The sequence below is a fragment of the Phormidesmis sp. 146-33 genome, from assembly GCF_052939515.1.
The window spans coordinates 1-15,501 of the sequence record NZ_JBJPHU010000141.1; the positions used below are offsets into that span (position 1 = coordinate 1).

The following is a 15,501-nucleotide window of genomic DNA, read 5'->3' on the forward strand; positions in this document are numbered from 1 at the left end:
TAGGGGGCGTTCCTGGATCTAAAAGCGAAGCGAAGCGTTCATCGAACTGACGTTGTTTTAGACGATCGCCCGATTTAATAGTTAGAGAAGAGTTTGGCACGTCGAATTCTTTCGCTAAAAGTTTAATAAGTTCTTCGTTTGCTTTGCCCTCAACAGGCGGTGATCTCAAAAACACAATTAGCGTATCGTCCTCCTCAACTTCTATTTTTTGCTGGCTAGAATTAGGCTTAATACCAAGTTGAAAATAAGCTGCAACCAAGTGATCAGTCAAACTTAGTCAAAGTCGCCCAGAATTGGAGGATTTAGCGATTATCTTGAATGTCAAGCCGGAAGCGAAACCATTCATCGAATTCACGTTAAAAGCCCCTCATCCCTTCGCCCAACGCCAATTCGATCGATTCCAGTCGTAGAGTCCTTGAATTTCGTATTCGCTGCCGTTGTCAAAGCGGACGGTGGATTTTGTTTGGGAGGGTTCGACATCGCCTTGGACGCTGATCACCGTACAGGGAAACCATTCGCGACCGTTGGGGTCAGATTCTTGTACCCATTCCCAAAGCGTATTGGAAACTTCGATACGATCGCCCACTTTTAGCTTCAAAATAGCTTCGTCTTCGTAGTCGGCGAGGTCGGCTGAGGTAATACTTTCTAGCCACTGCACGCCAAACAAATCTCGGACAAACTGCACGTTGCCAGAGTCGCGGTTTTGTAGCCAATCGTTAAGCAGCGTCACCTTCCAGGATTGGTTTTGCTGTTCTTGAGCGGTGATAAATTCTAAAAGGGCGGTGCGCTGTTGGGGAGATAGTTGATCGAGCGGATTGATCTCAAGCGTCGATCGCTCAGACAATCGGGCTTTGAGCGTCTGCGTGAGAATCTCTTTCTGTTCTTCGCTTAAAGAACAGCCCATCATGTCGCACTGATGGAAGGCAGCTTGTAGAGCCGCTGCAATCTCAGCTTGGGTCATAAAACAGGAAGTCAGACAGCACGTTTGATATGAAGATGGGTTTCTTAATTATCGCAAAACTGCCCGTCTGCTTCCATCCTTTAATTTAACGTCAGTTCGATGAGAGTGACTCGCTTCGTTTCAATCGGCTTCAGCCCCCTAAATCCCCCACAAGTGAGGGACTTTGAACGAGAAATATTGTCTCAAAGTCCCCCAAAATTGGGGGGTTGGGGGGCAGAAGTGCTGAATAACGAAGCGAGAAAATTCCATCGAATTCACGTTAATTTAGAGTCGTGTTTGAAGACGCTAAAATCTGTGCGCTCGTTCTGTCATCAATTTGTACCCGCTCACCAAAGCAGCAAAGGCGATCATAAAATTCCACAGGCTGGTTGGCTTGAGAAAAACGCCACCACTGAGAAACACCAGCACAATGCCTGCCATGATTGAGAGCCAGCCAAAGTTTCCGGTTTGTCGAGGAAAGCAAATCAGAGAGGCAGTGCCGCCCATGATGCAGAGAACCGACCCGATCGCTGGCAGGTTGCGCCAAAAAAAGGGAGAGTAATAGGTCGAAAACATAATATTTTGACCTAGAAAATAAATCCCAGCGATCAGCAACAGGAGTCCCAGTATTTTCTGCATAGTTTTGTGTGAAGTTCGCGACTGACTATTCTTGTCCAACAGATTTGTCCAACAGATGTAGACATCACCTGGCAAAGTCTTGAATCCGGATTAAACGTTTAAAGAGATTTCTGGCAAAGAGGCTATTAATCTCGGAAAGCTCCTAAATTTATTCGGCAATTCTGAGGAACTTTCAGGATAATCAGGAATCAGGAATAGACAGCGCCAGTTGGTAGATTTGCCGACGAGGGAGAGCGGTTTGTTGGGCGAGTTGACGACTGGCATCCGATCGCGACAACCCCTGATTTAATAAGTTCTGCAATTCTGCAACGATCGCCGCATCTGATAGGACGAGTTCCCTAATCTCTGCGCCAGCGACGACCAGGGTAAACTCTCCTTGAGGGTCGCGACTCTTGTAGTGCTCGATCGCTGCTTGAAGGGTGCCGCGCCAAAATTCTTCGTGCAGTTTAGTCAATTCTCGTGCCAGCGTGATGGAGCGATCGCTCCCCAAAACGTCTGCCATATCTTGCAGCGTGGCTCTCAGTCGATGCGGCGATTCGTAGAAAACCAGCGATCGAGCCTCTAACTGCAACGATTCTAAGAAAGTGCGACGAGCTTGGCTTTTGGCAGGGAGAAATCCTTCAAAGGTAAAGCGATCAGTCGGCAACCCAGACGCACTCAGAGCCGTAATGACAGCACTTGCTCCAGGAATCGGGACGACAACAAATCCACCATCAGCACAGGCTTTGACCAGTTCGTACCCTGGGTCAGAAATTCCTGGCATCCCGGCATCGGTGACAAGGGCGATCGACTGTCCGTTTTGTAAGCGATCGAGCAGTTCTGGAGTCCGAGAAATCTGGTTATGTTCGTGATAGCTGATCTGAGGTGTTTTAACCTGGAAGTGGTGGAGCAGCTTTCCGGTATGGCGCGTGTCTTCTGCGGCAATTAGATCCACCGTTTGCAAAATTCGCACCGCCCGAAAGGTCATATCTTCGAGGTTGCCGATCGGGGTGCCGACGATGTAGAGAGTTCCAGCTTTTGCATCCATGTCGCGATCGTATCTTGAGATGAGCACACCTGATGAGCAAACATGGACTGTTTATTGGCTTGGTGACGATCGATTTAATTTATCTCGTCGATCGTCCGCCTGCGGTGAATGAAAAGATTGTGGCGATCGACTACACGACTGCTGCGGGTGGCCCGGCGACGAATGCGGCCATTGCGTTTTGTCATTTAGGAAATCAGGCTGAACTTCTGGGCGTAGTGGGTCGGCATCCGATCAGTCACTTGATTTTGGCGGATTTGCAGCAGTGTGGCGTAGGCTTGTCGGACTTGAATCCGTCTCATACAGACTCGCCTCCCGTTTCGTCGATCGTCGTTTCTCAAGGAGAACGATCGGTCGTCTCGATCAATGCCATTAAGTCTCAAGTTGAGAATTACAAATTGCCCAAGGGTTTACAAACCATTGACATCGTGTTGGTAGACGGGCATCAGATGGCAGTCGGAATCGCGATCGCGCAACAAGCCAGACAGCAAAAAATCCCTGTTGTGATGGATGGAGGAAGCTGGAAACCAGGGAGCGATCGCCTGCTGCCTCACGTCGATTACGCTATCTGTTCCGCTAACTTTCACCCGCCTAGCTGCCAGAGTTTGGATCAAGTTTTTGCTTACCTGGCAGCGTTTGGTCTCTCAAAAATTGCGATTACCCAGGGAGAGCGACCGATCGAGTTTCTCAACAACGGCACCAGAGGACAGATCCCAGTTCCCACGGTGAAGGCGATCGACACATTGGGAGCAGGTGACATTTTCCACGGGGCGTTTTGCCACTATCTTTTGCAGTCAGAGTTTGAGGATGCGTTGAAAAAAGCGGGCGCGATCGCCGCCCAGTCGTGTCAATCTTTTGGCACCCGTCGCTGGATGTCAGCCGACCAGCAGATTTAGCGAGTAGACTTTGGGGAGAAGCGAGTTACCCAAAACGCAGACACAAAACTACAGGAGAGTCAGAATTGGCAAATTTCCAACGCGGAGAACTAGCGGAAATTTTGGCGATCGCTCGCTCTGTGGGCTGGGGCGCGGCTGACATTTTGCTAAAAGCGCAGCATTCCACCTTTGGCATCGAAGAATCGGGCGAAAGTCCTGTCACGACGGCCGACCTCGCCGCCAATCAATACATTCTCGACAGCCTCCAAGCCTCACTGGGAACCCAAGATTTTGCCTACCTGAGCGAAGAAACCTTCAAAAATCAGCCCATCTCGGCTCGACGCGGCAAGCCCTGGGTCTGGATTATCGATCCTCTAGATGGCACCAAAGACTTCATCAACAAAACCGGAGAATACGCCGTTCACATTGCTCTGACTCACGAAGGTCGCCCTTTGCTGGCAGTCGTCGCCTGTCCCGAATTTGGCAAACTCTATTACGCTACTCTGGGCAACGGCACCTTTGTCGAAACTCGTGAGGATGTCCACCCCAAAAAGCTTCAGGTTTCTGACAAGACTCGCCCAAAAGATTTGACGATCGTCACCAGTCGCAGTCACCGAGACGATCGCTTAAACCAACTCGTCGATCAATTTCCTCACAAAAGCCAGCGGCAAGTGGGCAGCATCGGCTGTAAGATTGCGGCGATCGTGGAGCATCAAGCCGACCTCTACCTCTCGCTCTCAAGCAAGTCAGCCCCCAAAGACTGGGATTTTGCCGCTCCTGATCTGATTCTCACCGAAGCAGGCGGCAGTCTCACCCATTTTGATAACACGCCTCTGCTCTACAACCAAGACGACGTAAACCAATGGGGCGGACTCCTGGCCAGCAATGGGCATTGTCATGCAGAACTGTGCGATCGTGCCACCCAACTTCTTTCAGAAATCGATCAATAGCCGATCAATAAGGGATGTCGAAGCCACACGACCTAATCGAACAGTTCTTTCCTCGCTCCTCGCTCCTCCCTCCTCCCTCATCCCTCTCTTTGAGCAATTACCGCATAAAACGGATCGCCCCCCGGCATCCCAAATAGTTGTAGAATACTCGGCGTTTGAGACTGGCGCACGATCACTTCTGGTTGACTAAATCCCGGCACTGCTTTGAAATAGCCCTTTACCAACTCCACCCGACTCGCCTCAGAACCCTCTCGCCAAGCTGCGATCGCTTTTTGATAAAACATTCGATTTGAGAAGCTAAAGATGGCAATGCCGCCCGGTTTGAGAATTCGATGAATCTCGGTAAAAATGCCTTCTGGATACTGCAAATACTGCACCGAAACGGTATTCAACACTGCATCAAACGACTGGTCTTCGATCGGCAGTTTGGGATTTTGGTTGAGATTTTGCACAAAGTAATGATCGAGACGAGGATTTTGAGCAAGCTCCTCTGCATTCAGACCGTGACCTTCGACGTGAGCAAACTTCATCTCATCGGGCAAGTGTGACACCCAGCTACTCATCATGTCAAAAATGCGAGTGTTGGGCTGCAATCGTTCTCGATACAAGTCCGTCAGTTGTTGGATAAAGCCTTCATCGACGTGGGTGACAAAGCGCGGCGCATCATAAAACAATTTGTCGTCGGTATCGTCCAGTTTGGTGCGCTGGTTGGGGTTGAGCAGCATGATGATTTGGGGCGAAAGAGTAAAGATTGACAGGTGTGAATAAACACTCGTCTATAGCTATCTGATTTGAGTTGTGAAAATTCTGGGGTTAGTCCTTAGTGGCGGGTCGTTAATTAACGTGAATTCGATGATCATCTTTCGCTGCGGTTACCAATCCGGGCAGCCCCCTAAATCCCCCACCAGTGAGGGACTTTGAACGAGAAATATTGTCTCAAAGTCCCCCAAAATTGGGGGGTTGGGGGGCAGAAGTGCCCAATAACGAAGCGAGAAAACTCCATCGAATTCACGTTAATTAGCTGAGAACGAATCACTAAGAACAGGCTATTTCAAGATTCTCACAACTGATTTAGGACTGCTATATGAAGTTATGTTAACAAAATTAGTCCACCTGTTTCTTCGGCTAATGTGAACGATCGCCCCGCTTCTGCAAGTTAGATTCGGGTCTTTTTCTTGGTTCTTCTTGAACAATGAAGCCACCCTGTTGATCGATGCCGCTTCACAGAAGGTTGGCGTTAGGGGTTTTGCGGGGAGGCGCTTTGTAGGGCGAGTCGAGTTCTCAAAACAGAATCGGGATTGAGGCTGATGGAGTCGATGCCTTGTTCGACTAGAAATTCGGCAAATTCGGGGTAGTCGCTGGGTGCCTGACCACAAATTCCGATTTTACGATCGAACTGTTTGGCTGTGGCAATGACTCGGCTGAGTTTGCGTTTGACCGCTTCGTCGCGCTCGTCAAAGAGGTGAGAGACCAGAGCAGAGTCGCGATCGAGTCCCAAGGTTAGCTGAGTCAGATCGTTGGAGCCGATCGAGAAGCCGTCAAAGATTTCGCTGAAGCGATCGGCGAGTTCGACGTTGCTAGGAAGTTCGCACATGACGTAAACTTGCAAGCCATTTTCGCCTTGAGTCAGTCCATGTTTGGCCATTTCTGCTAAAACTTTGCGTCCCTCGTCGGGCGTGCGGCAAAACGGGATCATGGCAATCACGTTGGTCAATCCCATCTCATCCCGAACTCGCTTAAAGGCTTTGCACTCTAACCCAAAGGCTTCCCGATATTTGGGGTCATAGTAGCGAGAAGCGCCCCGCCAGCCCATCATCGGGTTTTCTTCGATCGGCTCAAACTGACGACCTCCAATCAAGTTAGCGTATTCGTTACTTTTGAGATCTGACATTCTCACAATCACAGGCTTGGGATAAAAAGCCGCTGCCAGCATTGCAATTCCTGATGCCAGTTTATCTACGAAGTATTCCGTCAGATTTTCATATTGGGTAGTGAGTTGGCTAATTTCCCATTTTGCGCCCTTATCTTCCAGCGTTTCAAAATTTAATAGCGCCAGTGGGTGAATCTTAATGTGATTAGCGATAATAAATTCTGTGCGAGCCAGTCCGACTCCATCGTTGGGAATCAGGGAAAGCCTGAATGCTTCGTGAGGATTGCCCACATTCATCATGATTTTGGTCGGCGTGGGCGGCAGATCTCCCAAAGACAATTCTTCAATCTCAAAAGGTAACAGCCCGTCGTAAATCTGCCCTTCTTCTCCCTCCGCGCAGGACACCGTGACGGCTTGCCCATCTTTGAGAACTTCGGTGGCATTATCACAGCCGACGATCGCCGGAATTCCCAATTCTCTCGCAATGATCGCCGCGTGACAGGTGCGCCCGCCTTGATTGGTGATGACGGCACTGGCTTTTTTCATGATCGGCTCCCAGTCAGGGTCGGTGCGGGGCGTAACCAACACTTCGCCTTCCTGAAATTCGTTGAGCTTGCGGATATCGACGATCGTTCTCACCGTTCCCGCTCCGATCATTTCACTAACAGCCCGCCCCGTTAACAGCGGTTGAGACGGCTTTTTGCCAGTCAGTTTATAGGTTTTGAGAATGTTGCGGGTGTTTTGAGAATGAATGGTTTCAGGACGCGCCTGGACGATGAACAGTTCGCCTGTAGTGCCGTCTTTTGCCCACTCGATGTCCATCGGACTGTAGGCATCCCGAACGCGAGAATAATGGTCTTCAATAATGCAGGCCCAGTTGGCCAGCTTGAGAATTTCGTCGTCTTGCAGGGCGTATTTTGCTTGCTCCGATCGCGGCACCAGAACCGTTGTCGTGGGTTTACTGCCGCCGATGTCGTAGATCATTTTGAGTTTTTTGCTGCCCAATCGTTTCTCAAGGATGGGTCGAAATCCCTGTTTGAGCGTCGGTTTGAAGACAATGTATTCATCGGGATTGACAGTTCCCTGGACGACCGTTTCCCCCAATCCATAAGCCGCCGTAACGAGTGCCGCATTGCTGAATCCGGTTTCGGTATCGATCGAGAACATTACCCCCGATGCCGCCAGGTCAGACCGCACCATTTTTTGCACCCCCACCGATAAGGCAATGTCAAAGTGATCAAAGCCTTTCGTCGTGCGATAAGAAATGGCGCGATCGGTGAACAAAGACGCAAAACAGTGGTGACAGGCTTCGAGAACGCGATCGATGCCGTGAATATTCAAATAGGTTTCTTGTTGTCCCGCAAAACTCGCGTCCGGTAAGTCTTCGGCAGTGGCACTCGATCGCACTGCAACATCGAGTCCGGTATGGCGACTCAGGCAGGATTTTAGCTCGTTTCCAGTCAACCGTTCACAGGTTTCAACACTGCTTCCATAGCGTTCCGAAAGCTGTAAATAAGCGTTGAGAATTGCCGTTTCGAGTTCTGTTGGAAAAGGCGTGTCTAAAATCATCGTTCGAGCTTGTCTACCGCGTTCCTGCAAGTCGTTGACATCCTCGATTTTGAGGTCAGCTAACAATCGCCGTAGACGCTCTTTGAGTCCAGCTTTTTCGATAAAGTAGCGAAAGGCATAGGCGGTTGTGGCAAACCCGGTCGGCACATTCACCCCTTGAGGTGCGAGTTGCTGAATCATTTCGCCCAGCGAAGCATTTTTGCCGCCCACGATCGCCACATCAGCAATCCCAACCTGCTCAAACCAAAGTACAAATTCAGTTTCTTTTGAGTCTTGGCTTAACGCAGCAGTTTCTAACTTTTTAGCGGTAAACATTTTGATTTTTGTAAAAATTTGGGGTTTTGAAGTGATTTTGGGATGTGAAAAAGTAATCTCTCACGGGTAACTCGAAGAGATGGCGCTTCATTTCAATCCTACTTATAAGTGGAGTTTAGCTCAGACTTTGATGAGGCGTGTGTTTAGAAATTTGAAGCGTTCTCATGCCTCGCTTGATGGGGATTCTAACTTCTTTATCAAGTACAAAAAGCTACGCCCTAAGACAGATTTTAATTCGCCTTAAGCTGAGTATCACAACATTAATACTATGAGAGGAATTAAAGAACTCTCTAAAGTTTTGTAAAACCTGTAGCGGATAACTATCACTTTCAAACATTAATAGAAATAGGCTCTTTTTCAAACATAATCTTCACACATTAATTAGCCAAATTTAGAACCACATGATGACGCTAAATAAGAGCAGTATTAAAGTAAAAGCTAATGCTGTTGATAAAGCTGATGCCATTCGCCAAGCCGGAGATTTGTTAGTCAAAAACGGCAACATGAAGCCAGAATATATCGCAAGTATGATGGCCCGAGAAAAGGTTGCGAATACTTATTTAGGAAATGGGATTGCGATTCCGCATGGGTTGCCGAGCGATCGCGATTTCATTCAGCAGACAGGCATTTCTGTTGTGCAGATTCCCAAGGGTGTTGAGTGGAATCCAGGAGAGAACGTGCATCTCGTCGTGGGCATTGCGGCTAAGTCTGATGAGCATCTAGAAATTCTGGCTAATTTGACCCATGTTTTAGATGACGAAGCCACAATTCAGCGCTTATCTCATACGTCAAATCCCGATGATATTGTGGACTGCTTAACGAATCGATCGTCCTCTAATTCCAGCCCTTCTCCACACTCAAATTCACCCTCAGATTTTGCAAGCTTTGTAGACGTAACGATTCGAGAAAAAACGGGACTTCACGCACGTCCGGCGACTCTTTTGGTCAATTTGGCTAAAGAATTTGAGTCAGAAATTCGCATTCGATACGGCGATCAAACTGCAAATGCAAAAAGCCTGGTATCACTTCTCAAATTAGGCGTTGAAGGTGGAAAAACCGTTCGTTTGATGGCTCAGGGAACGGATCAAACTCAGGCATTAGACACCTTAAGTCAAGCGATCGCTAAAGGGTTAGAAGATGAAGAAGAATCCTCAACGATTATATTAGGACGAACGTTAAGCTTTGAGTCGGCTCCGATTCCTGGAATTGCGGCTTCTCCGGGTGTGGCGATCGCTCCCATTTTTCAGTTCAAGCGCAGCAAGTTAGTGTTTGAATCCACCGCAAAAGATCCAGAGGCTGAGAAAGCTCGATTGAGCCAAGCGATCGCGACTGCGAAAATCCAATTAGGCAATTTGTACGACTCAGTAAAAACAAAGTCAGGAGCCAGTCAGGCCTCGATTTTTTTAGCGCATCAAGCATTTCTCAGTGATGAAGAACTTGTTGAAGAAGCGATTTCTCATCTGCAAACTCACTCACAAACTCACTCGCAGATTCATAGTGCCGCCTGGGCCTGGCAAACGGCTTACGAACAACGCGCCCAAACCTTAGAAAAACTGTCTGATCCTTTGCTGGCAGGTCGAGCCACCGATTTGCGCGATGTGGGGCAACGAGTGCTGCGATTGTTGGCAGACACGATAGAAGATGCGCCCCAATTGCCCGATCGCCCCGTCATTCTCATCGCTGAAGACCTCACACCCTCTGATACGGCGAGTTTGAATCCAGCTTTGACGTTGGGATTCTGTACCGCTTACGGAGGTTCGACTTCGCACAGTGCCATCATTGCTCGATCGCTCGATATTCCCGCGATTGTTGGCGCAGGGGCAGCCGTTCTCAATTTGCCGGATGGTACGCCCTGCATTCTGGATGGCGAAAGCGGCAATCTCTATCCGCATCCTTCTCAGGCAGATTTAGAAACGGCGAGAGTTGCCCAAACAGATTTACAAGCCATTCGCGCCGCCGAAAAGCTGACCTGTTATCAACCTGCCCTGACCACCGATGGCCATCGAGTTGAAGTCGTCGCCAACATTGGAGCCGCCGCCGAAGCCGAACAAGCCGTCAATGCGGGAGCCGAAGGGATTGGATTGTTGCGGACGGAATTTCTATTTTTGAATCGATCGCACCCCCCCACCGAAGCAGAACAGTTCGCCGCCTACACCGAAATGACTCAGGCACTCAATGGACTGCCGCTGATCATTCGGACTCTGGACATTGGCGGAGATAAAGCGGTGCCCTATTTGGAGATGCCGATCGAAGAAAATCCCTTTTTGGGCGTGCGAGGAATTCGGCTGTGTCTGCAACGTCCTGACTTGTTTAGACCGCAACTGAGAGCCATTTTTCGCGCCTCACAATCTGGTTTGGTCAAGATTATGTTTCCCATGATCGCCACGTTAGAAGACCTGCAAGCGGTGAGAAAAATTGCGGAAGACGTGCGTTTAGAAGTGGGCGCAGATCCGGTCGAAATCGGCATCATGATCGAAGTTCCGTCGGCGGCATTGATGGCGCATGAGTTGGCGAAAGAAGTCGATTTCTTCTCGATCGGCACCAATGATCTGACTCAATACACGTTGGCCATCGATCGCGGCCATCCCGCTCTCGCCAAACAAGCTGATGGACTGCATCCTGCCGTGTTGCGTCTGATTGATCAAACTGTGCAGGCAGCCAATTCAGCCGGAAAATGGGTTGGGGTTTGTGGCGGCATTGCGGGAGATCCCAAAGGAGCCGCTATTCTCACAGGATTAGGCGTAACCGAACTGAGCGTCAGCATTCCCAGTGTGGCAGCCGTGAAAGCAAAACTCCGCAGCCTCTCGCTGATCGAAACTCAGAAATTAGCCCAACGCGCCTTACGATGCCGCACTGCCCAAGAAGTCCGATCGCTGGTGTAAGTTATGAATCCAACTATTGCGACGATTACGCTCAATCCGGCGATCGATCAGACCGTCAGCATTCCCAACTTCAAAGCCGGAGAAGTGAATCGGGTCGAATCAGAACAGCGCGATCCGGGCGGCAAAGGCGTGAATGTGGCCTCGTTTCTCACGGACTTTGGATTTTCTGTGACCGCTTCTGGATTTTTGGGCAAAGACAATGCCGATCTGTTTGATCACTTCTTCCAGCAAAAGGGGATTGAGAATCGATTTGTGTCGATCGCTGGCAACACGCGCATCAACGTCAAAATCACCGACACCGCCCAAAATCAAGTCACCGACATTAACTTCCCAGGGCAGGCACCCACCGAACGCGATCTGATGACATTCCATCAAACGATTCGTGACCTGGCGGAAGAGTGCGATTGGTTTGTCCTATCGGGTAGCCTGCCTGCGGGAATTTCGCCTGACATTTACGGCAAAGTGATCGCCGATCTCAAAGCGCGAGGCAAAACCGTTGTTCTCGATGCCAGTAGTGAAAGCTTGCGGCGAGCCGTTCCGTTTGCGCCCTATGCGATCAAGCCCAATCTAGAGGAACTACAAGAGCTAGTAGGGCGACCCCTTACGGGTATCTCAACGAGATCGCTCAACGATCAAACCGCCATTATTCAAGCCGCTCAACAACTGGCGCAGACGATTCACTGTGTCGTCGTCTCAATGGGCCCAAACGGAGCCATCTTTGCCGAACAAAACCAAGTGATTCATGCCCGTCCGCCGCAGATCAAAGTCGTTAGTACCGTGGGCGCAGGGGATGCGATGACTTCGGGCTTGATTGTTGGGAAGCTACGCGGCTGGTCACTCAGCGATTGTGCGCGGTTGGCAACGGCCTTCTCGATCGGCGCACTCAGTCAAATCGGGCCGCGCTTGCCTCCTAGAGAAACCGTCGAATCTTTGATGAACGAAGTTAGCCTATCCATTCTTTAACCATCCATTCTTTAAACCCACACCAGACATGAAATCGATCGAAAACATTGTGGCCGTCACCGCCTGTCCAACTGGCATCGCCCACACCTTCATGGCGGCCGAAGCCCTCAAAAAAACGGCTGAAACAATGGGCTATCACGTCAAAGCTGAAACTCAAGGAGCTGAAGGCATCAAAACGCCTCTTTCAGAACGCGCCATTGCTGAAGCCGATCTGGTGATCATTGCGGCAGATGTGCATGTTGATCTGTCTCGATTTGCCAACAAGCCGATTTATACGACTTCAACCAGTCAGGCGATTCGCAATACCAAAACGGTGATCGAACAGGCCATTGCTCAAGTTAATCAAGTCCCCCACTCAGCGTCACCGAATGCGAGCAGTCCTGAACCTGCGGCGGCTCCCTCCCATTCTCAAGCAGTTCCCTCCACGGCCAAACACCTCGTCGCCATTACCTCCTGCCCTACGGGAATCGCCCACACCTTCATGGCGGCTGAGGCGTTGAGAAAAAGCGCGATCGCCCTCGGTCACACCATCAAAGTTGAAACCCAAGGTTCCGTCGGGGCCAAAGATCAACTGACTCCCGAAGAGATTGCTCAAGCCGATGCTGTCGTGATTGCCGCCGATACTCATGTTGATCTGTCCCGCTTTAAAGGCAAGCGGCTTTACGAAACTTCCACCAATCAGGCGCTTAAGTCTGGACAAACGGTGATCGAAACCGCCTTAGCGCTACCCGAACCCCAGACACAAACCACCAACGGACAGGGAAATTACGTCGATGCTGTCCGGCAAGCCAAAGCAGAACAATCGGCTCGACGATCGGGCCCCTATCGTCACTTGCTCACCGGAGTTTCCTACATGCTGCCTGTGATCGTGGCGGGTGGATTGATCATCGCGCTGTCGTTTGCCTTTGGACTCAAACCTGAACCCGGAAGCTTTGGGGATGCCTTGTTACAGATTGGCGGAAAGTCAGCGTTTGCCTTGATTGTCCCCGTCTTGTCGGGATTTATCGCCTTCTCGATCGCCGATCGTCCCGGTCTTGCCCCTGGTCTGGTGGGCGGCATGTTGGCTTCTAATTTAGGAATGGGATTTTTGGGCGGCATTCTTTCTGGCTTTTTGGCTGGCTACATTTCCCTGTTCATCCGCGACAAGGTGAATTTGCCCAAAAACTTCGAGGGATTGAAGCCTGTTTTGGTGATTCCTCTACTCGCGACGTTGGTCGTCGGATTGCTGCTCGTCTACGTGTTTGGTGCGCCCGTTAAAGCAATTTTGGATGGCTTGACCGCCTTTTTGCAGAGCATGGGACAAACCAACGCCGTCATTCTCGGCTTAATTTTGGGGGGAATGATGGCTGTTGATATGGGTGGCCCAGTCAACAAAGCAGCCTACACCTTTGCCGTCGGACTGCTGGCTAGTGACGTAGTACAACCGATGGCCGCCGTGATGGCCGCTGGCATGACGCCTCCGCTCGGTCTGGCCCTGGCAACATTTTTGGCGAAGCGATTGTTTACGATCGAAGAACAAGAAGCCGGAAAAGTCGCCTCTGTTTTGGGGATTTCGTTTATCACCGAAGGCGCGATTCCGTTTGCCGCCAAAGATCCGATTCGCGTCATTCCCGCCTGTGTGTTGGGTTCAGCGATTACAGGCGGATTGTCGATGCTGTTCGGCTGTACCCTTCGCGCCCCACACGGCGGAATTTTCGTCCTGGCGATTCCTAACGCGGTGACTCAAGGCGGATTGTATGTGGTGGCGATTGCCGTCGGCACCCTAGTAACCGCTCTGGCAGCAGTCCAACTTAAACGCTGGCAACCCAAAACGACAGAACCCCAACCCTCCTAGAAAGCAGCCTCAATTGATCGCAAGGTGACATTGTTCAGCGTGACATCTCAATTGTTGGAAGCGTTCTTGATGAAGCTGAGATTTGCTTTTACATCGTTAACTCGAACTCATAATGACTGCGAAAACGCGATCGCTGTGCTATTGTTGTAACAGTTCGTAAATAATTGAGCTTGCCTTTTTGGCCCTGTGAAACTATTTACTGAAAGTAGACGTACTGCTGTAAGGAGACCCTTTTCCCATGACTCATCCCAATGAAGGATGCCTGAGAGTCGGTCAGACCGCTCCCGACTTTACTGCGACGGCTGTCGTTGATCAAGAATTTAAGACGATTAAACTGTCTGATTATCGCGGCAAGTACGTCGTGTTGTTCTTTTATCCCTTAGATTTCACCTTCGTTTGCCCGACTGAAATCACTGCATTCAGCGATCAATACGAAGCTTTCAAAAATCTGGGCACCGAAGTTTTGGGCGTGTCTGTTGATAGCGAATTTTCTCACCTGGCTTGGATTCAGAGCGATCGTAAGTCTGGCGGTGTCGGCGATCTCAACTATCCGTTGGTGTCTGACATCAAGAAGGAAATCAGCATTGCTTACAACGTGCTTGACCCGGATGCGGGTGTTGCTCTGCGCGGTCTGTTCATCATCGACAAAGATGGCACTCTGCAATATGCAACCGTCAACAACCTGTCATTTGGTCGCAGTGTCGAAGAAACCCTTCGCATCTTGCAAGCGATTCAATATGTGCAGACTCACCCTGATGAAGTTTGCCCCGCTGGTTGGCAGCCCGGAGACAAGACGATGAATCCTGATCCCGTCAAGTCGAAAGAATTTTTTGCAGCAGTTTAAGTCACTATCTGAAGTTACTATTTGCTAGTTGAAGTGTCCGTAGTAAGGAATCCGTCTGAGTACGGCCCTGCTGCGGGCATTTTTTGTAGATGTTTTTTGCGTTTTAGAGACTCTGGTCGGGGTCGATACCTTGCGATCTCTTTGAGTTACCCGCAAGGGGTCGCAAACATTCTGCCAGTCGATCGGCGCGTTGTTTTTCCTGTTCAGCCCGTCGTCCATTCAGCGTCGGGGGCACATTGGGAACAAAAAACCAATCAGGGGGCTTCTGCACCTTTTTCGAGCGGGTCAGTCAGTCGCCAATAGATGCCACCGTCTTGACCAATGCAGTATTGACCATCCGGATTCTGCTGTTTTAAAAGCGGCAAAATCGAATCGGTCAGTAGGATGCTCTTGAAAGTTTTTTACAAAAGTTCCATCCGACTCTGGCAACTGAGTATGGTCAGGTAAGGTGAGTCTGACTGTAGTAGAAGGGGTGACGGCTGTCATAGGTCAACAGCGATCGCAAGCGTGAGGTAGGAAAGCGTGAAACATAAGGGAACGGAATACGACAAACAATGCTCCAATTCCCCTTAAATGTATCGTAACAATTGAGCTTTCTAAGGTTTATCCAAAAGCTGTCCTTTGCCGTCAAATTTTTGGGCTGGGTCAATGATGTGAGCATTGGTGTAGAGAGTTCGTATAAGCACCCACTAACTAAGCGCCGTTTAGCGTACTCGATCGGTTAGAGTGCAGTTGTGCAGTTGGGGCGCATCTATTGGTTGGGGGAGCGACTGTCGGCGATTCGCGAGAATAGAAG

Annotated in this window: 14 protein-coding genes; 6 read left to right on the forward strand and 8 right to left on the reverse strand. The window is 49.9% G+C overall.

Going from position 1 to position 15,501, the window contains the following annotated elements; translation table 11 throughout:
* The 4 genes from ACJ2PR_RS31325 to rsmI form a co-directional block, all read right to left on the reverse strand.
* A partial coding sequence (locus tag ACJ2PR_RS31325; RefSeq protein ID WP_446879927.1) for a DUF167 domain-containing protein occupies positions 1 to 271 on the reverse strand: 271 nt, incomplete at its 3' end.
* Positions 272 to 367: 96 nt separating this feature from the next.
* Complete coding sequence (locus ACJ2PR_RS31330) at positions 368 to 961, reverse strand: hypothetical protein (protein ID WP_446870818.1); 594 nt, start codon at positions 959 to 961, stop codon at positions 368 to 370.
* Between the two features lie 285 nt (positions 962 to 1,246).
* The gene (locus ACJ2PR_RS31335; RefSeq protein ID WP_446879928.1) at positions 1,247 to 1,579 is read right to left on the reverse strand and encodes a hypothetical protein; all 333 of its coding nucleotides are present in this window, start codon (positions 1,577 to 1,579) and stop codon (positions 1,247 to 1,249) included.
* A 181-nt stretch (positions 1,580 to 1,760) separates the two neighbouring features.
* Positions 1,761 to 2,633 carry a 16S rRNA (cytidine(1402)-2'-O)-methyltransferase gene (rsmI, locus tag ACJ2PR_RS31340; protein WP_446870816.1) on the reverse strand — a complete coding sequence of 291 codons (873 nt, stop codon included), beginning with the start codon at positions 2,631 to 2,633 and terminating at the stop codon, positions 1,761 to 1,763.
* Positions 2,634 to 2,638: 5 nt separating this feature from the next.
* Between rsmI and ACJ2PR_RS31345 the strand changes: the two genes are divergently transcribed.
* Together ACJ2PR_RS31345 and ACJ2PR_RS31350 are read left to right on the forward strand one after the other, a co-directional pair.
* Entirely contained in the window at positions 2,639 to 3,499 is an 861-nt protein-coding gene (locus ACJ2PR_RS31345) for a sugar kinase (protein WP_446879929.1), read from the forward strand.
* A 65-nt stretch (positions 3,500 to 3,564) separates the two neighbouring features.
* Positions 3,565 to 4,428 (forward strand): 3'(2'),5'-bisphosphate nucleotidase CysQ family protein, encoded by an 864-nt coding sequence (locus tag ACJ2PR_RS31350; protein WP_446879930.1) that lies wholly within the window; start codon positions 3,565 to 3,567, stop codon positions 4,426 to 4,428.
* 77 nt (positions 4,429 to 4,505) lie between these two features.
* Here ACJ2PR_RS31350 and ACJ2PR_RS31355 read toward each other — a convergent pair whose 3' ends face one another.
* Positions 4,506 to 5,153 carry a class I SAM-dependent methyltransferase gene (locus tag ACJ2PR_RS31355; protein WP_446870813.1) on the reverse strand — a complete coding sequence of 216 codons (648 nt, stop codon included), beginning with the start codon at positions 5,151 to 5,153 and terminating at the stop codon, positions 4,506 to 4,508.
* Between the two features lie 512 nt (positions 5,154 to 5,665).
* Positions 5,666 to 8,182 (reverse strand): phosphoenolpyruvate synthase, encoded by a 2,517-nt coding sequence (gene ppsA / locus ACJ2PR_RS31360; protein ID WP_446879931.1) that lies wholly within the window; start codon positions 8,180 to 8,182, stop codon positions 5,666 to 5,668.
* A gap of 401 nt (positions 8,183 to 8,583) precedes the next feature.
* On the opposite strand from ppsA, the gene ptsP reads away from it, so the two are divergent.
* The 4 genes from ptsP to ACJ2PR_RS31380 all read left to right on the forward strand — a co-directional run bounded on the left by ptsP (position 8,584) and on the right by ACJ2PR_RS31380 (position 14,705).
* Positions 8,584 to 11,064, forward strand: a complete 2,481-nt coding sequence (gene ptsP / locus ACJ2PR_RS31365; RefSeq protein ID WP_446879932.1) for a phosphoenolpyruvate--protein phosphotransferase — start codon at positions 8,584 to 8,586, stop codon at positions 11,062 to 11,064.
* Between the two features lie 3 nt (positions 11,065 to 11,067).
* Positions 11,068 to 12,027 (forward strand): 1-phosphofructokinase, encoded by a 960-nt coding sequence (pfkB, locus tag ACJ2PR_RS31370; RefSeq protein WP_446879933.1) that lies wholly within the window; start codon positions 11,068 to 11,070, stop codon positions 12,025 to 12,027.
* A gap of 28 nt (positions 12,028 to 12,055) precedes the next feature.
* The gene (locus tag ACJ2PR_RS31375; RefSeq protein ID WP_446879934.1) at positions 12,056 to 13,861 is read left to right on the forward strand and encodes a PTS fructose-like transporter subunit IIB; all 1,806 of its coding nucleotides are present in this window, start codon (positions 12,056 to 12,058) and stop codon (positions 13,859 to 13,861) included.
* 238 nt (positions 13,862 to 14,099) lie between these two features.
* Positions 14,100 to 14,705, forward strand: a complete 606-nt coding sequence (locus ACJ2PR_RS31380; RefSeq protein WP_446871569.1) for a peroxiredoxin — start codon at positions 14,100 to 14,102, stop codon at positions 14,703 to 14,705.
* Positions 14,706 to 14,808: 103 nt separating this feature from the next.
* Here the strand turns inward: ACJ2PR_RS31380 and ACJ2PR_RS31385 are convergent, their stop codons facing one another.
* Entirely contained in the window at positions 14,809 to 14,976 is a 168-nt protein-coding gene (locus tag ACJ2PR_RS31385) for a hypothetical protein (RefSeq protein WP_446879935.1), read from the reverse strand.
* A 14-nt stretch (positions 14,977 to 14,990) separates the two neighbouring features.
* On the reverse strand, positions 14,991 to 15,191 hold the full coding sequence (locus ACJ2PR_RS31390) for a hypothetical protein (RefSeq protein WP_446879936.1): 201 nt from the start codon (positions 15,189 to 15,191) through the stop codon (positions 14,991 to 14,993).
* Between the last annotated feature and the right edge of the window lie 310 nt (positions 15,192 to 15,501).

Bases quoted from the DNA above. Each gene is read 5' to 3' on its own strand.
- ACJ2PR_RS31330 (WP_446870818.1), bottom strand. From the start codon at position 961: ATGACCCAAGCTGAGATTGCAGCGGCTCTACAAGCTGCCTTCCATCAG.
- ACJ2PR_RS31335 (WP_446879928.1), bottom strand. From the start codon at position 1,579: ATGCAGAAAATACTGGGACTCCTGTTGCTGATCGCTGGGATTTATTTT.
- ACJ2PR_RS31345 (WP_446879929.1), top strand. From the start codon at position 2,639: ATGAGCAAACATGGACTGTTTATTGGCTTGGTGACGATCGATTTAATT.
- ACJ2PR_RS31355 (WP_446870813.1), bottom strand. From the start codon at position 5,153: ATGCTGCTCAACCCCAACCAGCGCACCAAACTGGACGATACCGACGAC.
- ppsA (WP_446879931.1), bottom strand. From the start codon at position 8,182: ATGTTTACCGCTAAAAAGTTAGAAACTGCTGCGTTAAGCCAAGACTCA.
- ptsP (WP_446879932.1), top strand. From the start codon at position 8,584: ATGATGACGCTAAATAAGAGCAGTATTAAAGTAAAAGCTAATGCTGTT.
- pfkB (WP_446879933.1), top strand. From the start codon at position 11,068: ATGAATCCAACTATTGCGACGATTACGCTCAATCCGGCGATCGATCAG.
- ACJ2PR_RS31375 (WP_446879934.1), top strand. From the start codon at position 12,056: ATGAAATCGATCGAAAACATTGTGGCCGTCACCGCCTGTCCAACTGGC.
- ACJ2PR_RS31380 (WP_446871569.1), top strand. From the start codon at position 14,100: ATGACTCATCCCAATGAAGGATGCCTGAGAGTCGGTCAGACCGCTCCC.
- ACJ2PR_RS31390 (WP_446879936.1), bottom strand. From the start codon at position 15,191: ATGACAGCCGTCACCCCTTCTACTACAGTCAGACTCACCTTACCTGAC.